At 61.8% G+C, this 15,076-nt stretch carries 13 protein-coding genes; 2 read left to right on the forward strand and 11 right to left on the reverse strand.

The window, feature by feature from the left end; all coding sequences use genetic code 11:
• On the forward strand, window positions 1-965 hold a 965-nt coding region (locus tag G9Q84_RS24180; protein WP_181644203.1), incomplete at its 5' end, for an NtaA/DmoA family FMN-dependent monooxygenase.
• Entirely contained in the window at window positions 962-1,891 is a 930-nt protein-coding gene (locus tag G9Q84_RS24185) for a sulfonate ABC transporter substrate-binding protein (protein WP_032887227.1), read from the forward strand. The genes G9Q84_RS24180 and G9Q84_RS24185, both read left to right, overlap by 4 nt.
• Before the next feature lie 1,363 nt (window positions 1,892-3,254).
• Here the strand turns inward: G9Q84_RS24185 and fecE are convergent.
• The 11 genes from fecE to G9Q84_RS24240 form a co-directional block, all read right to left on the reverse strand.
• A complete protein-coding gene (gene fecE / locus G9Q84_RS24190) occupies window positions 3,255-4,046 on the reverse strand; it encodes a Fe(3+) dicitrate ABC transporter ATP-binding protein FecE (RefSeq protein ID WP_095185603.1) in 792 nt (263 codons plus the stop codon).
• 4 nt (window positions 4,047-4,050) lie between these two features.
• Window positions 4,051-5,019: an iron chelate uptake ABC transporter family permease subunit gene (locus tag G9Q84_RS24195; RefSeq protein WP_032886918.1), complete on the reverse strand. Its 969-nt coding sequence runs from the start codon at window positions 5,017-5,019 to the stop codon at window positions 4,051-4,053.
• Window positions 5,016-6,005: an iron-dicitrate ABC transporter permease FecC gene (gene fecC / locus G9Q84_RS24200; protein WP_095185601.1), complete on the reverse strand. Its 990-nt coding sequence runs from the start codon at window positions 6,003-6,005 to the stop codon at window positions 5,016-5,018. Before fecC ends, G9Q84_RS24195 begins: the two co-directional genes overlap by 4 nt.
• Window positions 6,006-6,007: 2 nt before the next feature.
• Entirely contained in the window at window positions 6,008-6,928 is a 921-nt protein-coding gene (locus G9Q84_RS24205) for a Fe(3+) dicitrate ABC transporter substrate-binding protein (RefSeq protein WP_032886920.1), read from the reverse strand.
• A gap of 138 nt (window positions 6,929-7,066) precedes the next feature.
• A complete protein-coding gene (locus G9Q84_RS24210; protein ID WP_181644204.1) occupies window positions 7,067-9,472 on the reverse strand; it encodes a TonB-dependent receptor in 2,406 nt (801 codons plus the stop codon).
• An 81-nt stretch (window positions 9,473-9,553) separates the two neighbouring features.
• Window positions 9,554-10,036 carry an Lrp/AsnC family transcriptional regulator gene (locus G9Q84_RS24215; protein WP_032886925.1) on the reverse strand — a complete coding sequence of 161 codons (483 nt, stop codon included), beginning with the start codon at window positions 10,034-10,036 and terminating at the stop codon, window positions 9,554-9,556.
• Between the two features lie 204 nt (window positions 10,037-10,240).
• On the reverse strand, window positions 10,241-11,851 hold the full coding sequence (locus tag G9Q84_RS24220) for a gamma-glutamyltransferase family protein (protein WP_122752879.1): 1,611 nt from the start codon (window positions 11,849-11,851) through the stop codon (window positions 10,241-10,243).
• Between the two features lie 22 nt (window positions 11,852-11,873).
• Window positions 11,874-12,653 carry an amino acid ABC transporter ATP-binding protein gene (locus tag G9Q84_RS24225; RefSeq protein WP_095185598.1) on the reverse strand — a complete coding sequence of 260 codons (780 nt, stop codon included), beginning with the start codon at window positions 12,651-12,653 and terminating at the stop codon, window positions 11,874-11,876.
• A 2-nt stretch (window positions 12,654-12,655) separates the two neighbouring features.
• Window positions 12,656-13,432 carry an amino acid ABC transporter permease gene (locus tag G9Q84_RS24230; RefSeq protein ID WP_032886933.1) on the reverse strand — a complete coding sequence of 259 codons (777 nt, stop codon included), beginning with the start codon at window positions 13,430-13,432 and terminating at the stop codon, window positions 12,656-12,658.
• 12 nt (window positions 13,433-13,444) lie between these two features.
• Complete coding sequence (locus tag G9Q84_RS24235; protein ID WP_181644205.1) at window positions 13,445-14,251, reverse strand: ABC transporter substrate-binding protein; 807 nt, start codon at window positions 14,249-14,251, stop codon at window positions 13,445-13,447.
• Window positions 14,252-14,315: 64 nt separating this feature from the next.
• On the reverse strand, window positions 14,316-14,984 hold the full coding sequence (locus G9Q84_RS24240) for a GntR family transcriptional regulator (RefSeq protein WP_032886938.1): 669 nt from the start codon (window positions 14,982-14,984) through the stop codon (window positions 14,316-14,318).
• Window positions 14,985-15,076: the final 92 nt, after the last annotated feature.

Raw genomic sequence — 15,076 nt, forward strand, 5'->3', positions numbered from 1 at the left:
GTTGGAACCTGGTGACGTCGGACGCTGCTGCAGAGGCGCAAAATTTCGGCCGCGATGAACACGTGGGCCATGCCGAGCGCTACAGCCGCGCCCGCGAGTTTCATAAGGTGGTGACGGGCCTTTGGGACAGCTGGGAAGACGACGCCTTCGTGCGCGACAAAGCCAGCGGCACCTACTACGAGCCGACGAAGCGGCATGTGCTCGATCATGTGGGCGAACACTTCCGGGTCAAAGGCCCGCTGAACGTGGCGCGCTCGCCTCAAGGCCAGCCGGTGATCGTGCAGGCGGGTTCTTCGGAAACGGGCCGCGATTTGGCGGCACAGACCGCCGAGGTGGTGTTTACCGCACAGACTTCGCTGGCCAATGCCCAGGCATTTTATGCTGATCTCAAAGGGCGCCTGGACGGGTATGGACGTCAGTCGGATTCGCTGAAAATCATGCCCGGCGTGTTTGTGGTGGTCGGGCACACCGAGGCCGAGGCCCAGGCAAAATTCGAGGCATTCCAGGATCTCGTGGAGCCCGAAGTCGGCGTTGCCTTGCTGGGGCGCATGCTGGGCAATTTCGACCTGTCAGGGTACCCACTGGATGGGCCGTTGCCGGAGCTGCCATTGACCGACAGCGGGCAACGGAGCCGTCAGCAATTGCTCAGTGATTTGGCTCATCGCGAACAGTTGACCCTGGGACAGCTGGGCCGGCGCATCGCCGGTGGTCGCGGGCATTACAGCCTGATCGGCACGCCCGCGCAGATTGCCGATGAGCTGCAAAACTGGTTCGAAAACGGCGCGGCGGATGGTTTCAATATCCTGGTGCCTCATCTGCCCGGTGGGCTGGAGGATTTCGCCCAGTGGGTGGTGCCTGAACTGCAACGGCGTGGCCTGATGCGCACCGAATACACCGGCACGACCTTGCGGGAAAACCTCGGTTTGGCGCGCCCGGAAAATCGCTTCAAGGAGACTCCGGCATGAAGATCCCGGCACTGTTGTTGGCCTTACTGATGACCCAAACCGCTTGGGCGGCCGAGCCGGACACCCTGCGCATCGGCTACCAGAAAGGCTCCATCGCTTTGGTCCTGGCCAAGGAACATGGCCTGTTGGAAAAACGCTTCCCGCAGACGGATGTGAAGTGGATCGAATTCCCCGCCGGCCCGCAGATGCTTGAAGCGCTCAACGTGGGCGCACTGGATGTGGGCTCCACCGGCGACATCCCGCCGCTGTTCGCCCAGGCGGCGGGCGCCGACTTGGTGTATATCGGCGCCGAGCCGCCCAAGCCCAGCGCCGAAACCATACTGGTGCGCAATGACAGCCCACTGCATTCGGTGGCGGATTTGAAAGGCAAGAAAGTTGCCTTCCAGAAAGGCTCCAGCTCCCACAACCTGATCCTGCGCGCGCTGAACAAAGCGGGCCTTAGCTACAAGGACATCCAGCCGGTGTACCTGCCGCCCGCCGATGCCCGCGCGGCGTTCGAACAAGGCAGCGTGGATGCCTGGGCGATCTGGGAGCCCTACTCGTCCCTCGCCTTGAGCCAGAGCCCCAGCCATGTGCTGGCCAATGGTGAAGGCTTGGGGTTGTCGGGACCGGTGTACACCGCGCGGCGTGAATATGCCCAGGCCAACGGTGGATTTATCCATGATCTGCTGGGTGAGTTGACCAACGCCGAAGCACTGACCCGCAGCCAGCGTGAGGACAGTTTGAAGGTACTGACAGCCTTCATGGGCCTGCCCGGTGACGTGATCGCCCGCTATATGGATAACCGCCCGCCATCGCCGATTTTGCCGATTGATGAGGGGATTATTCAGGCGCAGCAAGCGACGGCGGATTTGTTTTTCCAGAACCGGTTGTTGCCCAAGGCGATTGAGGTGAAGCAGGCCGTGTGGAAATCCGAAGTCCACTGAAATCAAAATGTGAGAGGGGGTTTGCTCCCGATGGCGGTGTGTCAGTCACTTGATGTTTTGACTGTTGCACCGCCATCGGGAGCAAGCCCCCTCCCACAGTTGAGTGGATTCCAGTCCGGCAATGTGTTGATCGTGAATGCGTAAAGATAAAGCTAAGTAACTGCCCCCCTAAAGATCAAAATGTGGGAGGGGGCTTGCTCCCGATGGCGGGGTGTCAGTCACTTGATGTTTTGACTGTTGCACCGCCATCGGGAGCAAGCCCCCTCCCACAGTTGAGTGGATTCCAGTCCGGCAATGTGTTGATCGTGAATGCGTAAAGATAAAACTAAGTAACTGCCCCCCTGAAGATCAACATGTGGGAGGGGGCTTGCACCCGATAGCGCTGAGTCAGTCACTTGATGTTTTGACTGTTGCACCGCCATCGGGAGCAAGCCCCCTCCCACAGTTGAGTGGATTCCAATCCGGCAATGTGTTGACCGTGAATGCGTAAAGTTAAAGCTAAGTAACTGACCCCCTGAAGATCAATATGTGGGAGGGGGCTTGCTCCCGATGGCGGTGTGTCAGTCACTTGATGTTTTGGCTGTTGCTCCCGATGGCGGTGTTTCAGTCACTTGATGTTTTGACTGTTGCACTGCAATCGGGAACAAGCCCCCTCCCACAGTTGAGTGGATTCCAGTCCGGCAATGTGTTGATCGTGAATGCGTAAAGTTAAAGCTAAGTAACTGACCCCCTGGAGATCAATATGTGGGAGGGGGCTTGCTCCCGATGGCGGTGTGTCAGTCACTTGATGTTTTGGCTGTTGCACTGCAATCGGGAACAAGCCCCCTCCCACAGTTGAGTGGATTCCAGTCCAGCAATGTGTTGATCGTGAATGCGTAAAGATAAAACTAAGTAACTGACCCCCTGAAGATCAAAATGTGGGAGGGGGCTTGCTCCCGATGGCGGGGTGTCAGTCACTTGATGTTTTGACTGTTGCACCGCCATCGGGAGCAAGCCCCCTCCCACAGTTGAGTGGATTCCAGTCCGGCAATGTGTTGATCGTGAATGCGTAAAGTTAAAGCTCAGTAACTGACCCCCTGAAGATCAACATGTGGGAGGGGGCTTGCTCCCGATGGCGGTGTGTCAGTCATTTGATGTTTTGACTGTTGCACCGCCATCGGGAGCAAGCCCCCTCCCACAGTTGAGTGGATTCCAGTCCGGCAATGTGTTGATCGTGAATGCGTAAAGATAAAGCTCAGTAACTGACCCCCTGAAGATCAATATGTGGGAGGGGGCTTGCTCCCGATGGCGGGGTGTCAGTCACTTGATGTTTTGACTGTTGCACCGTCATCGGGAGCAAGCCCCCTCCCACATTTTTAACGCGTCAGGCTTGAGTGCGGGTGCTTTTTTCGACGACGCACATCGGCGTACCAGAAACCGGCTCATTGATGATCTGCACCTGCACCTCAAAGACCTCCCGCATCAACTGCGCACTGATCACCTGCCCCGGCGCGCCATCGGCGACCAGATGACCGCCGTGCATCACCGCCAAATGATCGGCATAGCGGCACGCCTGGTTGATGTCGTGGAGCACGGTGATCACGGTCTTGCCTTCGGCGGCCAGTTCGCACATCAAGTCCATGAGTTCGACCTGATGACTGATGTCGAGATAGGTCGTCGGTTCATCCAGCAATACCACCGGCGCGTTCTGCGCCAGCACCATCGCCAGCCACGCGCGTTGGCGCTGGCCACCGGACAGATCCGCCAGGGCGCGGTCGGCCAGGTTGTCCAGTTCCAGGCGCTGCAGGGCCTGGTTTACCTGGGATTGATCGCTGCCGCTGAGGCGTCCCCACAATGAGTTGTGAGGACTGCGGCCGTAGGCAACCAACTGGCGCACGCTGACGCCTTCCGGCACCGGCAATACCTGGGGCAGAAACGCGATCTGCCGTGCCAGCTGGCGGGCGGACAAGGCGCTGTAAGGCTGGCCGTCGAGCGTCAGTTCACCCTGCGTAGGTTTGAGAATGCGCGCAAAGGCCTTGAGCAACGTGGACTTGCCGCAGCCGTTGGGCCCGATCAGCGCGGTGACTTTTCCCACCGGTGGCGCAAACGAAAGCCCCTGCACGATGCGTGTGCCGCCGTAGCCGATATCAAGCTCGCGGGCCTGGAGAATACTCATGTCATCAACCCTTGAACCGTGCCAGCAACCAAAGAAAATACGGTGCGCCAATCACCGCCGTCAGCACCCCGGCGGGGATTTCGCTGGGCGCGATCAACGTGCGCCCGAGGGTGTCGGCCAGCACCAGCAACAGCGCGCCGACCAGCATCGCCGCCGGCAGCAGGTACTGGTGATGCCCGCCCACCAGCCGCCGCGCCATGTGCGGTGCGACCAGACCGATAAACCCAATCGGCCCGATCACGCCTACGCCCAGGCTGGTGAGCAGCACCGCGCAAGCCATCGCCAGCCAGCGCGTGCGACTCAATGCGGTACCCAGGCTGTGGGCCGCTTCATCACCGAGGGCGATCAGGTTCAGCGGTTTGGCCAGGCATAGCCCCAACGGGATCAGCAGCAGGAACGGCAACACCAGCGCCACATGGTGCCAGTTGCGGCTCCACAGGCTGCCGGTGAGCGCGAGCAGCGCGGTGTTGATATCCAGCGGATGGGACAGGATCAGAAACTCGGTGACGCTGGACAAGGTCACCGCAATCGCCACCCCGGACAGCGCGAAGCGCACACCGGAAAAACTCACGCCGGTGTTGTACAACGCCAGCAGCAAAGCGCCGCCGGCACCGCCCAGGCAGGCCACCAACGGCAGCCAGGCAATCGGCAGGTGCGGCCAACTGATGATCGCCACGGTCAGCGCCAACCCCGCGCCTTGGGTCACGCCGAGGATTTCCGGCGAGGCCAGCGGGTTGCGGATCACGCCTTGCACGATCGCACCGGCCAGGCCGAAGGCTGCGCCTGCGAGGATGGCGATCAGGCTGCGCGGCAGGCGGTGGTTCCACACTTCGAAGTCGAGAGCGTCATGGGCCAGCAGGCGATCGAAGACGGTCGCGGGCTTGAGCCACAACGTGCCGGCGCTGAGGCTGACGAAGGTCGCCAGCAGCAACAGGCCGAGCAGCAACCACAGGCGAAAACGTGGGCGGATCATAGGGCGCGCCTGGCAAGAAACAGAAAGAACGGTGCGCCGATCAGCGCAGTGACTACACCGGCCGGGGTTTCCACCGGAAAGGCCACGGCGCGGCTGAGCAGGTCGGCGCCGAGCACGATCACCGCGCCCAGCGCCGCACTCAGCGGGATCAGCCAGCGGTAATCATTGCCGAGAAACTGGCGCAGGATATTCGGCGCAATCAAGCCGACAAAACCAATCGGCCCCACCGCGCAGACACTGGCGCCCACCAGCAACAGGCTGGCAATGAACACTTGCAAGCGCAGGCTGGTGATGCCCACGCCCAACGAGCGGGCGGCGTCTTCGCCAAGGTTGATCAGGTTCAGGCGTGGCGCACACCACAGCGCCCACAGGCCACCGATCAAGGTGCACGGCCACAGCAGTTGCACTTGGGCAGCGCCCACATTGGCGAGGGAGCCGGCCAGCCAGTTCAATACGCTTTGTGCCTGAGCCTCCACCAGAATCACCGTGAGCCGGGTCAAGGCAGCGCACAACGCCGCCACCGCCACGCCGGCCAATACCAAGCGACCTTGGGCCGTGGTCGGCGACCAGGCGCCACCGAGGCTGAACACCGTGACCCAGGCCAACGCGCCACCGATGCAGGTCATCAGCAAGGCGCCACCGGCAAACGGCGGTGCAACCAATCCTGTCGAAAACAACGCCAGCCCCAACGCCGCTCCCGCCGTCACGCCAAATAACGACGGCGAGGCCAGGCGGTTACGGGTGATGCCTTGCATCAGTGCCCCGGCAAGGCCCAGGCAAGCACCCACCAGCGCCGCACACACCGCGCGCGGCACCCGCAATTGGGCAACGATATAAGCCATATTGCCGCCGACAGCACCTTGATGAACCAAGCCATTCCAGGCATCTGTCGCAGTCAGGGTGAACGGTGACCAGCTGTACAACGACAACCAGAACAGCACGGCGCCGAGCAGCACAATGCCCGCCGCCGCGAGACTACGCGCCATGTTTATTGGCTCAGTACGGCGTTGCCGCCCTTGAGAATCGCCAAGGCGTCTTCGGCGATCTGCTCCGAAGCGAGCACGCCACGGTTGCGCGCCCAGCTGTCGCCATCCACTTCGGCCACATGCTTGTTACGCACGGCACCGAGCACTTGCCAGAGTGGCTGCTTGCTCCACGTGTCGACGATGCTCGGGCGACGGTAATGGCCGACCAGCAACCAACCGGGGTCAAGGGCCAGCAGTTGTTCCAGGCTGACGAATTCGGTGGGGGCGGCATTGGCGCGCACCGAAGGCACTTTCAGGCCGATGGCTTGGAGCACGCTCCCGGCGTACGAATCCGGGCCGTGCACCGAAAAGCTGTCTTCGCGGGCGACACCGAACAGCACGCTGGCACCGGCGGGAATCTGTTGGGCAATTTTTGTCAGGTTCGCGCGGTTCTGGGCGATGCGCGCTTCCATCTGCGGGCTTTTGCCCAAGGCCTTACCGATCAGCTCGGCGGACTTGAGGCTGCCCTCATAGTCCTCACCGCGCGAAGGCAGCAACAAGGTTGGCGCGATGCTGGCCAAGTCGCTGTACAGCGCTTGATGGCGATTGAGGTCGGCGACGATCAAGTCCGGCTTGAGCCGGGCGATTTCCTCGATACTCGGCTGCGAACGCAGGCCCACTGACGTCCACTGGCCGATGGCCTGGCGCACACGGGGCAAAACGCGGTTGGCGTCGCCATCATCCGCTGCACCGACGGGGGTCACGTCAACGGCAGCAAGGCTATCGAGAAAGGAGAACTCCAGCACCACCACACGCTTGGGCGCATCGGGCAGATGCACAGCGTGCTGGCCGTCGTTGAGATCGATGGGTGCAGCACTTAACAGGCTTGAAGAGAACGCCAGCAGGCAGGCAGCAAGGATGGGGATGGAGCGCAACAGTTGCATGAAGGGACCTCGGCGTTAAAACACCCCGGCTGGACCGGCTGGGGAAAACGGCGGGTACTATTCCATATCAGCGCGGCGTGATCAAAAAACATTCTCATTTGTGGGAGGGGACTTGCCCCTCCCCCATTTGATCGGCGTCTAGAAGTCGACGGTGGCAGAGAGCAGATAGGTGCGCGGTGTCGACAGGGTCAGCCCCGGCTCGCTGTCATCCGACGCACCCGCCGAGCTCCAATAGCGTTTATCGGCGACGTTCTCCACATTCGCCCGCAGGGTGATGTGCTTGTCGTCGACCTTGAACCCATAGCGGGCACCCACGTCGATACGGTTCCAGGCGTCGATTTCCTTGACGTTGGACTGGTCCAGGTACTGCGAGCTGGAGTGGATGCCACGGCTGGTCAGGGTCAGGCCTTCGAGCATCGGCACGTCCCACTCGGCGCCAACGTTGACGTTGTACTTGGGCGTGGCCGGCGCGCGGTTGCCGTCGTAGGTGCCATTGGTGGTGTCCTTGAGTTTGCTGTCGATGTACATCACGCCGCCGAGCAGGCGCACACCCTTGAGCGGCTCGCCGAACACACTCAGTTCCGCACCGGAGTTTTCGCGCTTGCCGTTAGGCCCGAACAGCCTCGACGTGGCGTTGGTCTCGTAGGCCGGTTGCTTGATGCGGAACACGGCGGCCGTCACGCCGAAGGCACCGGCGTCGTACTTGGCGCCCACTTCCACCTGGCGACTGACAAACGGCGGGAAGATCTCGTCTTCGTTGCGCGACGTGGACGGCGCGATCTTGCCTTGGCTCAAGCCTTCCATGTAGTTGGCGTACAGCGACAGTTTGTCGGTGGCCTTGAACAGCAAGCCACCGGATGGCGAGAGTTTTTCTTCGTCGTAGTTGGTTTTGCCTTTGACCCCATCGCTCCAGTCGTCGACTTTCACCCGCTGCCAGCGCGCGCCAAGGGTCAGCAACAAGCGGTCTTCGAAGAAGCCAAGGGTGTCAGACAGGGCCACGCCGCTGAAACGGTTTTCGGTGTAGACCTTCGCATCCTGGCGCGTGGCCGTAGACGGCGTCGGGGTTTGCACAGGGTTGTAGAGATTGCTCGTGCCTTCTGGATAACGCGCGCCACCGTTAGTGAAGTCCATATAGAAGTCGCTGAGTGCCAGGTTGACCTCATGGCTCACCGGCCCGGTATGGAACCAGTTGCGTACACCCGCCGTGGCCGTTCGCACGTTTTCATCACGGGTGAAATCCCGGGGCTGCACGCGGAAGTCACCGGCCGCATTGCTCACCGACACCGCATGGCGCAGGAACTCGTGATTACTTTTACGCGCGCCTACACCGCCGTAGAGCATCACCGAATCGCTCAGGTCATATTCGGCATTCACCGTGCCGAAGGTGTCCTTGGTGCGGGCCTTGCTCCAGGATTGCGCGTAATTGCGGCGCACATCGTTGGCGCTCGGTACCGGCGCGGCGGCCGCTACCTGCACACGTTCCTGGGGCGCATCGGTATCGCGTTCGGTGCGGCCAATATCGGTGGACAACCGCAGGCGCTCGCCCCGGAAATCCAGGCCCAGCACGGCCATCTCGCGGTCGACACTCTGGTGATCCCATTCGGTGTCGCCGGACTGCTTCACGCCGTTGAAACGCAGGCCGAACTTGTTGTCCTCGCCAAAGCGCCGGCCCACGTCCACCGCCCCACCGGCTTGGCTATCCGAGGCCCAGGTGCCGGTAAACGAGGTGATGTCCTTGTCGGTGGCGCGCTTAGGCACCACGTTGATGCCGCCGCCCACACTGCCACGCGGCGAGATGCCGTTGATCAGTTGGGTCGGGCCTTTGAAGATGTCGACGCGGTCGGCCATTTCCATGTCGATGGTGTAGGTCGGCAATACGCCATAGAGGCCGTTGTACGACACATCACTGTTGAACAGGCTGAAGCCACGAATGGTGAACTGCTCATAACGCCCACCGGCCGGGTTGGTGGCGCGTACCGAGGGGTCGCTGTTGATCAGGTCGCCGAGGGTGCGCGCCTGCTGATTCTTCACCGCATCGGCGGTGTAGGTGGTCATGCTGAACGGTGTTTCCATGAAGTCCCGCGTGCCCAGCAAACCTTGGGAACCACGGCGCGCCACTTGGCCACCGGCGTAAGTATCGCCGTCGTACAGGCCGGTGGTGCCGAGGATAGAGGTCGGCGCCAGTTCCAGGGTGCCGCCGTCCGGCGCTGGCACCAACATGTAGGCCTGCTCGCCCATGGGTTGCAGTTGCAGGCCGGAGCCTTGCAGCAAGCGCGCGAAGCCCTCCTCCACGCCGTACTCGCCGGATAAACCACTGCTGCTGCGCCCGCTGACCAGCGCGGGATCCACTGACAGGTTGACGCCCGACAACCCGGCAAAACGGGTCAACGCTGCGCTCAGGCTGCCGGCCGGCACCTGATAGCTGCGACGCGCCGCGGCGTCTTCGGCAAAGCTTGTAGGCACAAACAATGGGCTGGCGCTGAGGCTCAGCATCAGGCTCAGTTTGAGCAACGGGCGCAAACGCAAGGGTAGGACTGCGGACATTGGAGGAAGCTCTCGATTTTGTTCACTTGCCTGGAATGACAGGCGAGGTGAAAAAAGGGGACAGGCTTCGAGAGTTATTTTTTAGCCAATGGGCACTTCCAGCCCTACCTTGACCCGATCCAGCGCCACCAATGTCTTGAACCACTTCACGTTGGGGTTTTCGGCGAACAGCCGGGCGGCGAGATCCTGGTATTCCTGCATGCTGGCAACGTTCAGCACCAGCACGAAATCCGCTTCGCCGGTGACGTAATAACACTGCTGCACCTGGGGCACGGAGAAGCTGGCCTTGGTCGTCGACAGCGCGTCGATGCTGGTACGTTCGACGGAAACCTCGGCAATGATGGTGATCGGCTTGCCGGCCTTCACCGGATCCACCAGGGCCACATTCGCGATAATCACTCCACCCTCTTCCAAGCGCTTGATGCGGCGTTGCACGGCGGCGGTGGAGAGGTTGACCTTCTCGGCGAGAGTACGCAGGGGCAAGGCGTTGTCGCGCTGCACCAGGGCCAGGATGGACCAGTCGAAGCCGTCCAGGTCAAGCGTGTAAGAAGCGGGTTTGGCCATTCGGTGCGTGCTCGACGGGGTGAGAAATTTTATCGAAAACAGCCTCGATTCAGAGACCAATGACGACCAGGGCCTCAATACTATCCCAACTCCTTCAGCATGCAGAAATGGAGCGTCTCATGGGGTTTTTGATTCACCTGTCGCCGGTGTTTCCGGTGATGTCGAAGGGTTCCGTCGCCCCGCAGCGGCCGGGCATGCTGCGCCTTACCACACCGCGATATGGGAATCCGCACGTGGTTCGGTGCCGCCACACAACACGCCGCTGACCGGGTCACGCAGGATAATCTGCCCGCGCCCGTAATCGGTCAGGTCGCTGTCGGTCTGCACGGTATGACCACGCCGCGCCAGTGCATTGACCAGGCCCCGCGAGGCGCCGTGTTCGATGCCAACCTTCATGTCACCCAGCCATTGCCAGCGCGGCGCATCCAGCGCGGCCTGGGGGTTGAGGCCGAAGTCCACCAGGTTCATCACCATCTGCACATGACCCTGGGGCTGCATATACCCCCCCATCACGCCGAACGGGCCGAGTGCCTGGCCGTCCTGGGTGAGGAAGCCGGGGATGATGGTGTGAAAGGTCTTCTTGCCCGGTGCCAGGTGGTTGGCATGGGCCGGGTCGAGGCTGAATTCCTGCCCACGGTTCTGCAGCGCAATGCCGCTGTCGGGCAACACAACGCCGGAGCCGAAGCCGTGATAGTTGCTCTGGATAAACGAGACCATATTGCCTTCGGCGTCCGCCGTGGCCAGGTACACCGTGCCGCTGGCGTGGGGGTCGCCGGGTTTGGGCGGCTGCGCCTGCTCGCTGATCTGGTCACGGCGGCGGCGGCTGTAGTCGTCGCTGAGCAGGTCGGCCACCGCCACGCGCATGTGCGCGGGGTCGGTGATGTAGTGCAGCCCATCGCTGTAGGCAAGTTTCATCGCCTCCAGTTGGCGATGCCAGGTCTGCTGGCTGTCGCGGTGATCGAAGGTGAAGCCTTCAAGAATTTTCAGCGCCATCAACGCCACCAGGCCCTGGCCGCTGGGCGGAATTTCCCAGACATCCACGCCACGGTAGTTGATATGGATCGGCTCCACCCACTGCGCGCGGTAATCCTTGAGGTCGCTGGCGCGCAGGTAGCCCCCACTGGCGCGCGAGTGGGCGTCAAGGCGCTCGGCCAGCGCGCCGCGATAGAGGCTTTCGCAGCAGGTAGCGGCCAGTTCTTCCAAGGTGCGGGCCTGGGCCGTGTTACGGAAGATCTCACCGGCGCGTGGCGCGCGACCGTCGATCAGGAAGGTATCGAACCACGCGTCCAGCACTTCGTCACGGTGCGGGCTGAATTCGTTCATGGATATCTGCCATTGATGGGCGACCACCGGCGACAGCGCAAAGCCTTCCCGCGCCAAGGAAATCGCCGGTTGCAGCAACTCGGCGAACGGCAACTTGCCGAAGCGTTGCGACAACTCAGCCCACGCCGACGGGCAACCCGGTACCGTGACTGGGGTCCAGCCATACAGGGGCATCTGTTCATGCCCGGCGGCCTTGACCGCCTCAATACTCAAGGCCGCCGGCGCGTGGCCGTTGCCGTTCAGGCCGTGCAACTGGCCCTTGCACCAGACCAGGGCAAACGCATCGCCGCCCAGGCCGCAACCGGTGGGTTCTACCACCGTCAGGGCGGCGGCCGTAGCGATGGCGGCATCGATGGCGTTGCCGCCTTTTTGCATGATTTCGATACCGGCCTGAGCGGCCAGGGGTTGCGACGCGGCGACCATGCCGCGACGGGCAAACACGCTCTGGCGTTGCGACGGATAAGGGTACTCGTGAGCAGAAAATTTCAACATGGCAAACGCTCTTCAAAAAGGGTCATAACACGCGACTGAGAAAGGCCCGGGTACGCGGATGGCTGGGGTGGCTGAAGATCTGTTCCGGCGGCCCCTGCTCGATGAGCTCGCCCTGATCGAGCACCACCACGCGGTCGGCCACTTCACGGGCAAACCCCATTTCATGGGTGACCACCACCATGGTCATGCCCTCCTCCGCCAGTTCCTTCATCACCTGCAAGACTTCGCCGACGGTTTCCGGGTCGAGGGCACTGGTGGGTTCGTCGAACAACATGGCCTGGGGCTTCATCGCCAGCGCGCGGGCAATCGCTACCCTTTGCTGCTGGCCGCCGGAGAGCATTGACGGGTAATGGTTGGCTTTGTCGGCCAGGCCGACCCGCGCCAGCAAGCCGCGCGCCTGTTCCAGCGCCTGGGCACGCGGGGTGCCGAGCACCTGGATCGGCGCCTCGATGATATTTTCCAGCGCAGTCATATGGGGGAACAGGTTGAAGCGTTGGAACACCATGCCGATGTCCCGGCGCTGACGGGCGATGTTGCGCTCCGAATCGCGTACCAGGCTGCCGTCGCTGCGTTCGCGATAGCCCATGGCGCGGCCGTTGACACGAATGCGTCCGCCCTGGATATCTTCGAGCAGGTTGATGCAGCGGATAAAGGTGGTCTTGCCAGAGCCGGAGGCACCGATCAGCACCACCACTTCGCCCCGCCGCACTTGCAGAGAGATGCCCTTGAGAATCTGCAACTCGCCGAACGACTTCTGAACATCCAAAGCCTCAATGATCAGCTCTTCACTTTGGTGCGCCATGGTTAACGTCCCCTCAGCAATTTCAGGGTGCTGCGACCGAACATACGGCTGGCGGCCGGCGGTGGCGAGGAAGGTCGATCGGACTGGCCGAAGCGATTTTCGAGCCAGCGCTGGAAGAAGCCCCACAGGGTGGTCAGCGTCAGGAAATACAGGGCGACCACCAGGTACAGCTCGAACACGCGGAAGGTCGCCGAGGTGATCATCTGCGTGCTAAGCAATAGTTCCTGCACGCCGATCACGCTGACCAGGGTGGTGTTCTTGAGCATGACGTTGAACTCATTGCCCAACGGCGGCACGATCACGCGGAACGCCTGGGGCAGCACGATGCGCCGCATCAGTTTGGCAAAGCCCATACCCAGGGAACGCCCCGCCTCGTATTGGCCCTTGTCCACCGCGCCGATACCGGCGCGGATGATCTCGGCCATGTACGCACCTTCGTTGAGGCCCAGGGCGATGATGGCTGCCTGGATATTGCCGGGAACGATCAGGCCGAACAGCTCGATGTCTTCGAAGCGGAAAATCCCGCCGGCCGCCAGTGCGGTGTACAAAAACACGATCTGCACCAGCAACGGTGTGCCGCGCATCAACCACACGTAAAAGCGCACCGGCAGGTGCAGCAGCGGATTCTTCGACAGGCGCAACAGCGCCGCCGCCAAACCCAATGCACAGCCCAGCAGCATCGCCAATATGCTGATCAGGCAGGTCAGCCACAGCCCGGTGAGGTACACCCCACTGGGCTGGAGCAGGTACTGCCAGAACACATCCCAATTGAAATTCATCGTCGGTGCGCCTCAGTCGAGTGTGTCGCTGCTGACATGCCATTTGTTAAGCAATTGCACGTAGCTGCCGTCGCTGCGCATGTCGCTGATCACCTGCTCTACGGCGGCGGTGAGCTGCGGGTCGTCCTTGCGCATGCCCAGGCCGGTGAGGATGCGGCTGAACGCGGGCACACCTTCCTGGAACAGATCCGGGGCCATTGCGGCGTAGTAGCCGGCGGTTTCCACGGTGGTGCCGTATGCGTCGACCTGGCTGATGCGCAGAGCCTGAAAGGCATCGGTGTCGGTGTTGTAGACCACCAGTTTCATCGGCGGCTTGCCGGCCTTGGTCAGGCTTTCATTCTGGGTATCGAGCAGGGTCTTGATGGTCGAACCGTTGAGCACCGCGACCTTGTGCCCGGACAAGTCATCCAGGGTCTTGATGCCCTTGGGGTTGCCCTTGGGCACCACCACCGACTGGCTGGAATACATGTAGTTGACGATGTCGATCACCTGGCGCCGCTCGGGTTTGTCGAACAGTTGGTCAACGATCATGTCGCACTGCTGGGCGAGCAACGCCGGCACCAGCCCGGAGAACGGAATCACCCGCCATTGCACGTGCTTATCGCCCAGGCGTTTGGCTATTTCCAGCCCCAGATCGACAGTGAGCCCGCGCGGTTGCTGGGTTTCGTCGAAGGACACCAGGGGCGGTGAATCCATCCCCGAGCAGTAGGTGAGTTTGTCGACTTTCTGCAGGCGCTCCGGCACCTGGGGCGCAGCAAAAGCCCATTGGGTACAGAGGCCGAGGGAGACAGCCATCAGCAAGGCACGGCGTTTATGCATGACCAGACACTCCAGTTCGTTAAGTAACGGGGGCAGGACTCAACGTCAACACACGACAGCTTTCTTATTGTTCGGATTGCAGGAATTGGATCAGGGCGGGCACGGTGCCTTCGATGTGTTCGCGCACCACCGCTTCAGCGCGTGCCCCATCACCGGCGCGGATCGCCTCAAGGATCACCGCGTGTTCCTGACGTGCGCTGAGGGGTTTTTCGCCGTGTTGCAACCACAAGCGCATGGGCGCCTCCACCAGCGAGTACAGCGCAGAGATTTGCTTCATCAGGCGCGGGCGACCACTGAGGCTGCACAGGTATTCGTGGAAGGCACGATGACGGCTGACCCACACGGCGCTTTCATCGCGGTAGTCGTCCATCTCGTCGAGCAGTCGCTCCAGCGCGGCGAGTTGCCGCTCACCGATACGGCCCACCGCGACGCGCACCGCCAGGCCTTCGAGGGCGCTGCGCATCTCGAACACTTCGTGCAGTTCATCGATATCCAGGCCGCTGACGATGGCGCCACGGTTGGGACGCAAGGTCACCAGGCCCTGGGCGTCCAGGCGACGGAACGCCTCGCGCACCGGCATGCGGCTCATGCCGATCTCGCTGGCGATATCCTCAGCAATCAGCCGGTCGCCCTTGTGGTAGCGGCCACCGCAGATGGCGTCGAGGAGGAACTTGTAGGCCTCCTCCTCGGCGGTGAGAGGCTGGCGGTCAACGTAAGCGGGGGCGAACTGCATCGGCTGCACCTTTTGAATTTTTGTATCCAATTATCCATAGATGCAAAAATGCAGAATGCGTGCCAATCGTTCAGGGGGTAAGCCAAGTGATT

Source organism: Pseudomonas sivasensis (assembly GCF_013778505.1).
GTDB classification, from domain to species: Bacteria; Pseudomonadota; Gammaproteobacteria; order Pseudomonadales; family Pseudomonadaceae; genus Aquipseudomonas; species Aquipseudomonas sivasensis.

What these genes read in the sequence shown, in the direction of transcription:
- fecC (WP_095185601.1), bottom strand. Translation starts at nt 6,005, where the DNA reads ATGGCGCGTAGTCTCGCGGCGGCGGGCATTGTGCTGCTCGGCGCCGTG.
- G9Q84_RS24215 (WP_032886925.1), bottom strand. Translation starts at nt 10,036, where the DNA reads ATGGCCAAACCCGCTTCTTACACGCTTGACCTGGACGGCTTCGACTGG.
- fecE (WP_095185603.1), bottom strand. Translation starts at nt 4,046, where the DNA reads ATGAGTATTCTCCAGGCCCGCGAGCTTGATATCGGCTACGGCGGCACA.
- G9Q84_RS24195 (WP_032886918.1), bottom strand. Translation starts at nt 5,019, where the DNA reads ATGATCCGCCCACGTTTTCGCCTGTGGTTGCTGCTCGGCCTGTTGCTG.
- G9Q84_RS24225 (WP_095185598.1), bottom strand. Translation starts at nt 12,653, where the DNA reads ATGGCGCACCAAAGTGAAGAGCTGATCATTGAGGCTTTGGATGTTCAG.
- G9Q84_RS24240 (WP_032886938.1), bottom strand. Translation starts at nt 14,984, where the DNA reads ATGCAGTTCGCCCCCGCTTACGTTGACCGCCAGCCTCTCACCGCCGAG.
- G9Q84_RS24235 (WP_181644205.1), bottom strand. Translation starts at nt 14,251, where the DNA reads ATGCATAAACGCCGTGCCTTGCTGATGGCTGTCTCCCTCGGCCTCTGT.
- G9Q84_RS24230 (WP_032886933.1), bottom strand. Translation starts at nt 13,432, where the DNA reads ATGAATTTCAATTGGGATGTGTTCTGGCAGTACCTGCTCCAGCCCAGT.
- G9Q84_RS24220 (WP_122752879.1), bottom strand. Translation starts at nt 11,851, where the DNA reads ATGTTGAAATTTTCTGCTCACGAGTACCCTTATCCGTCGCAACGCCAG.
- G9Q84_RS24185 (WP_032887227.1), top strand. Translation starts at nt 962, where the DNA reads ATGAAGATCCCGGCACTGTTGTTGGCCTTACTGATGACCCAAACCGCT.
- G9Q84_RS24210 (WP_181644204.1), bottom strand. Translation starts at nt 9,472, where the DNA reads ATGTCCGCAGTCCTACCCTTGCGTTTGCGCCCGTTGCTCAAACTGAGC.
- G9Q84_RS24205 (WP_032886920.1), bottom strand. Translation starts at nt 6,928, where the DNA reads ATGCAACTGTTGCGCTCCATCCCCATCCTTGCTGCCTGCCTGCTGGCG.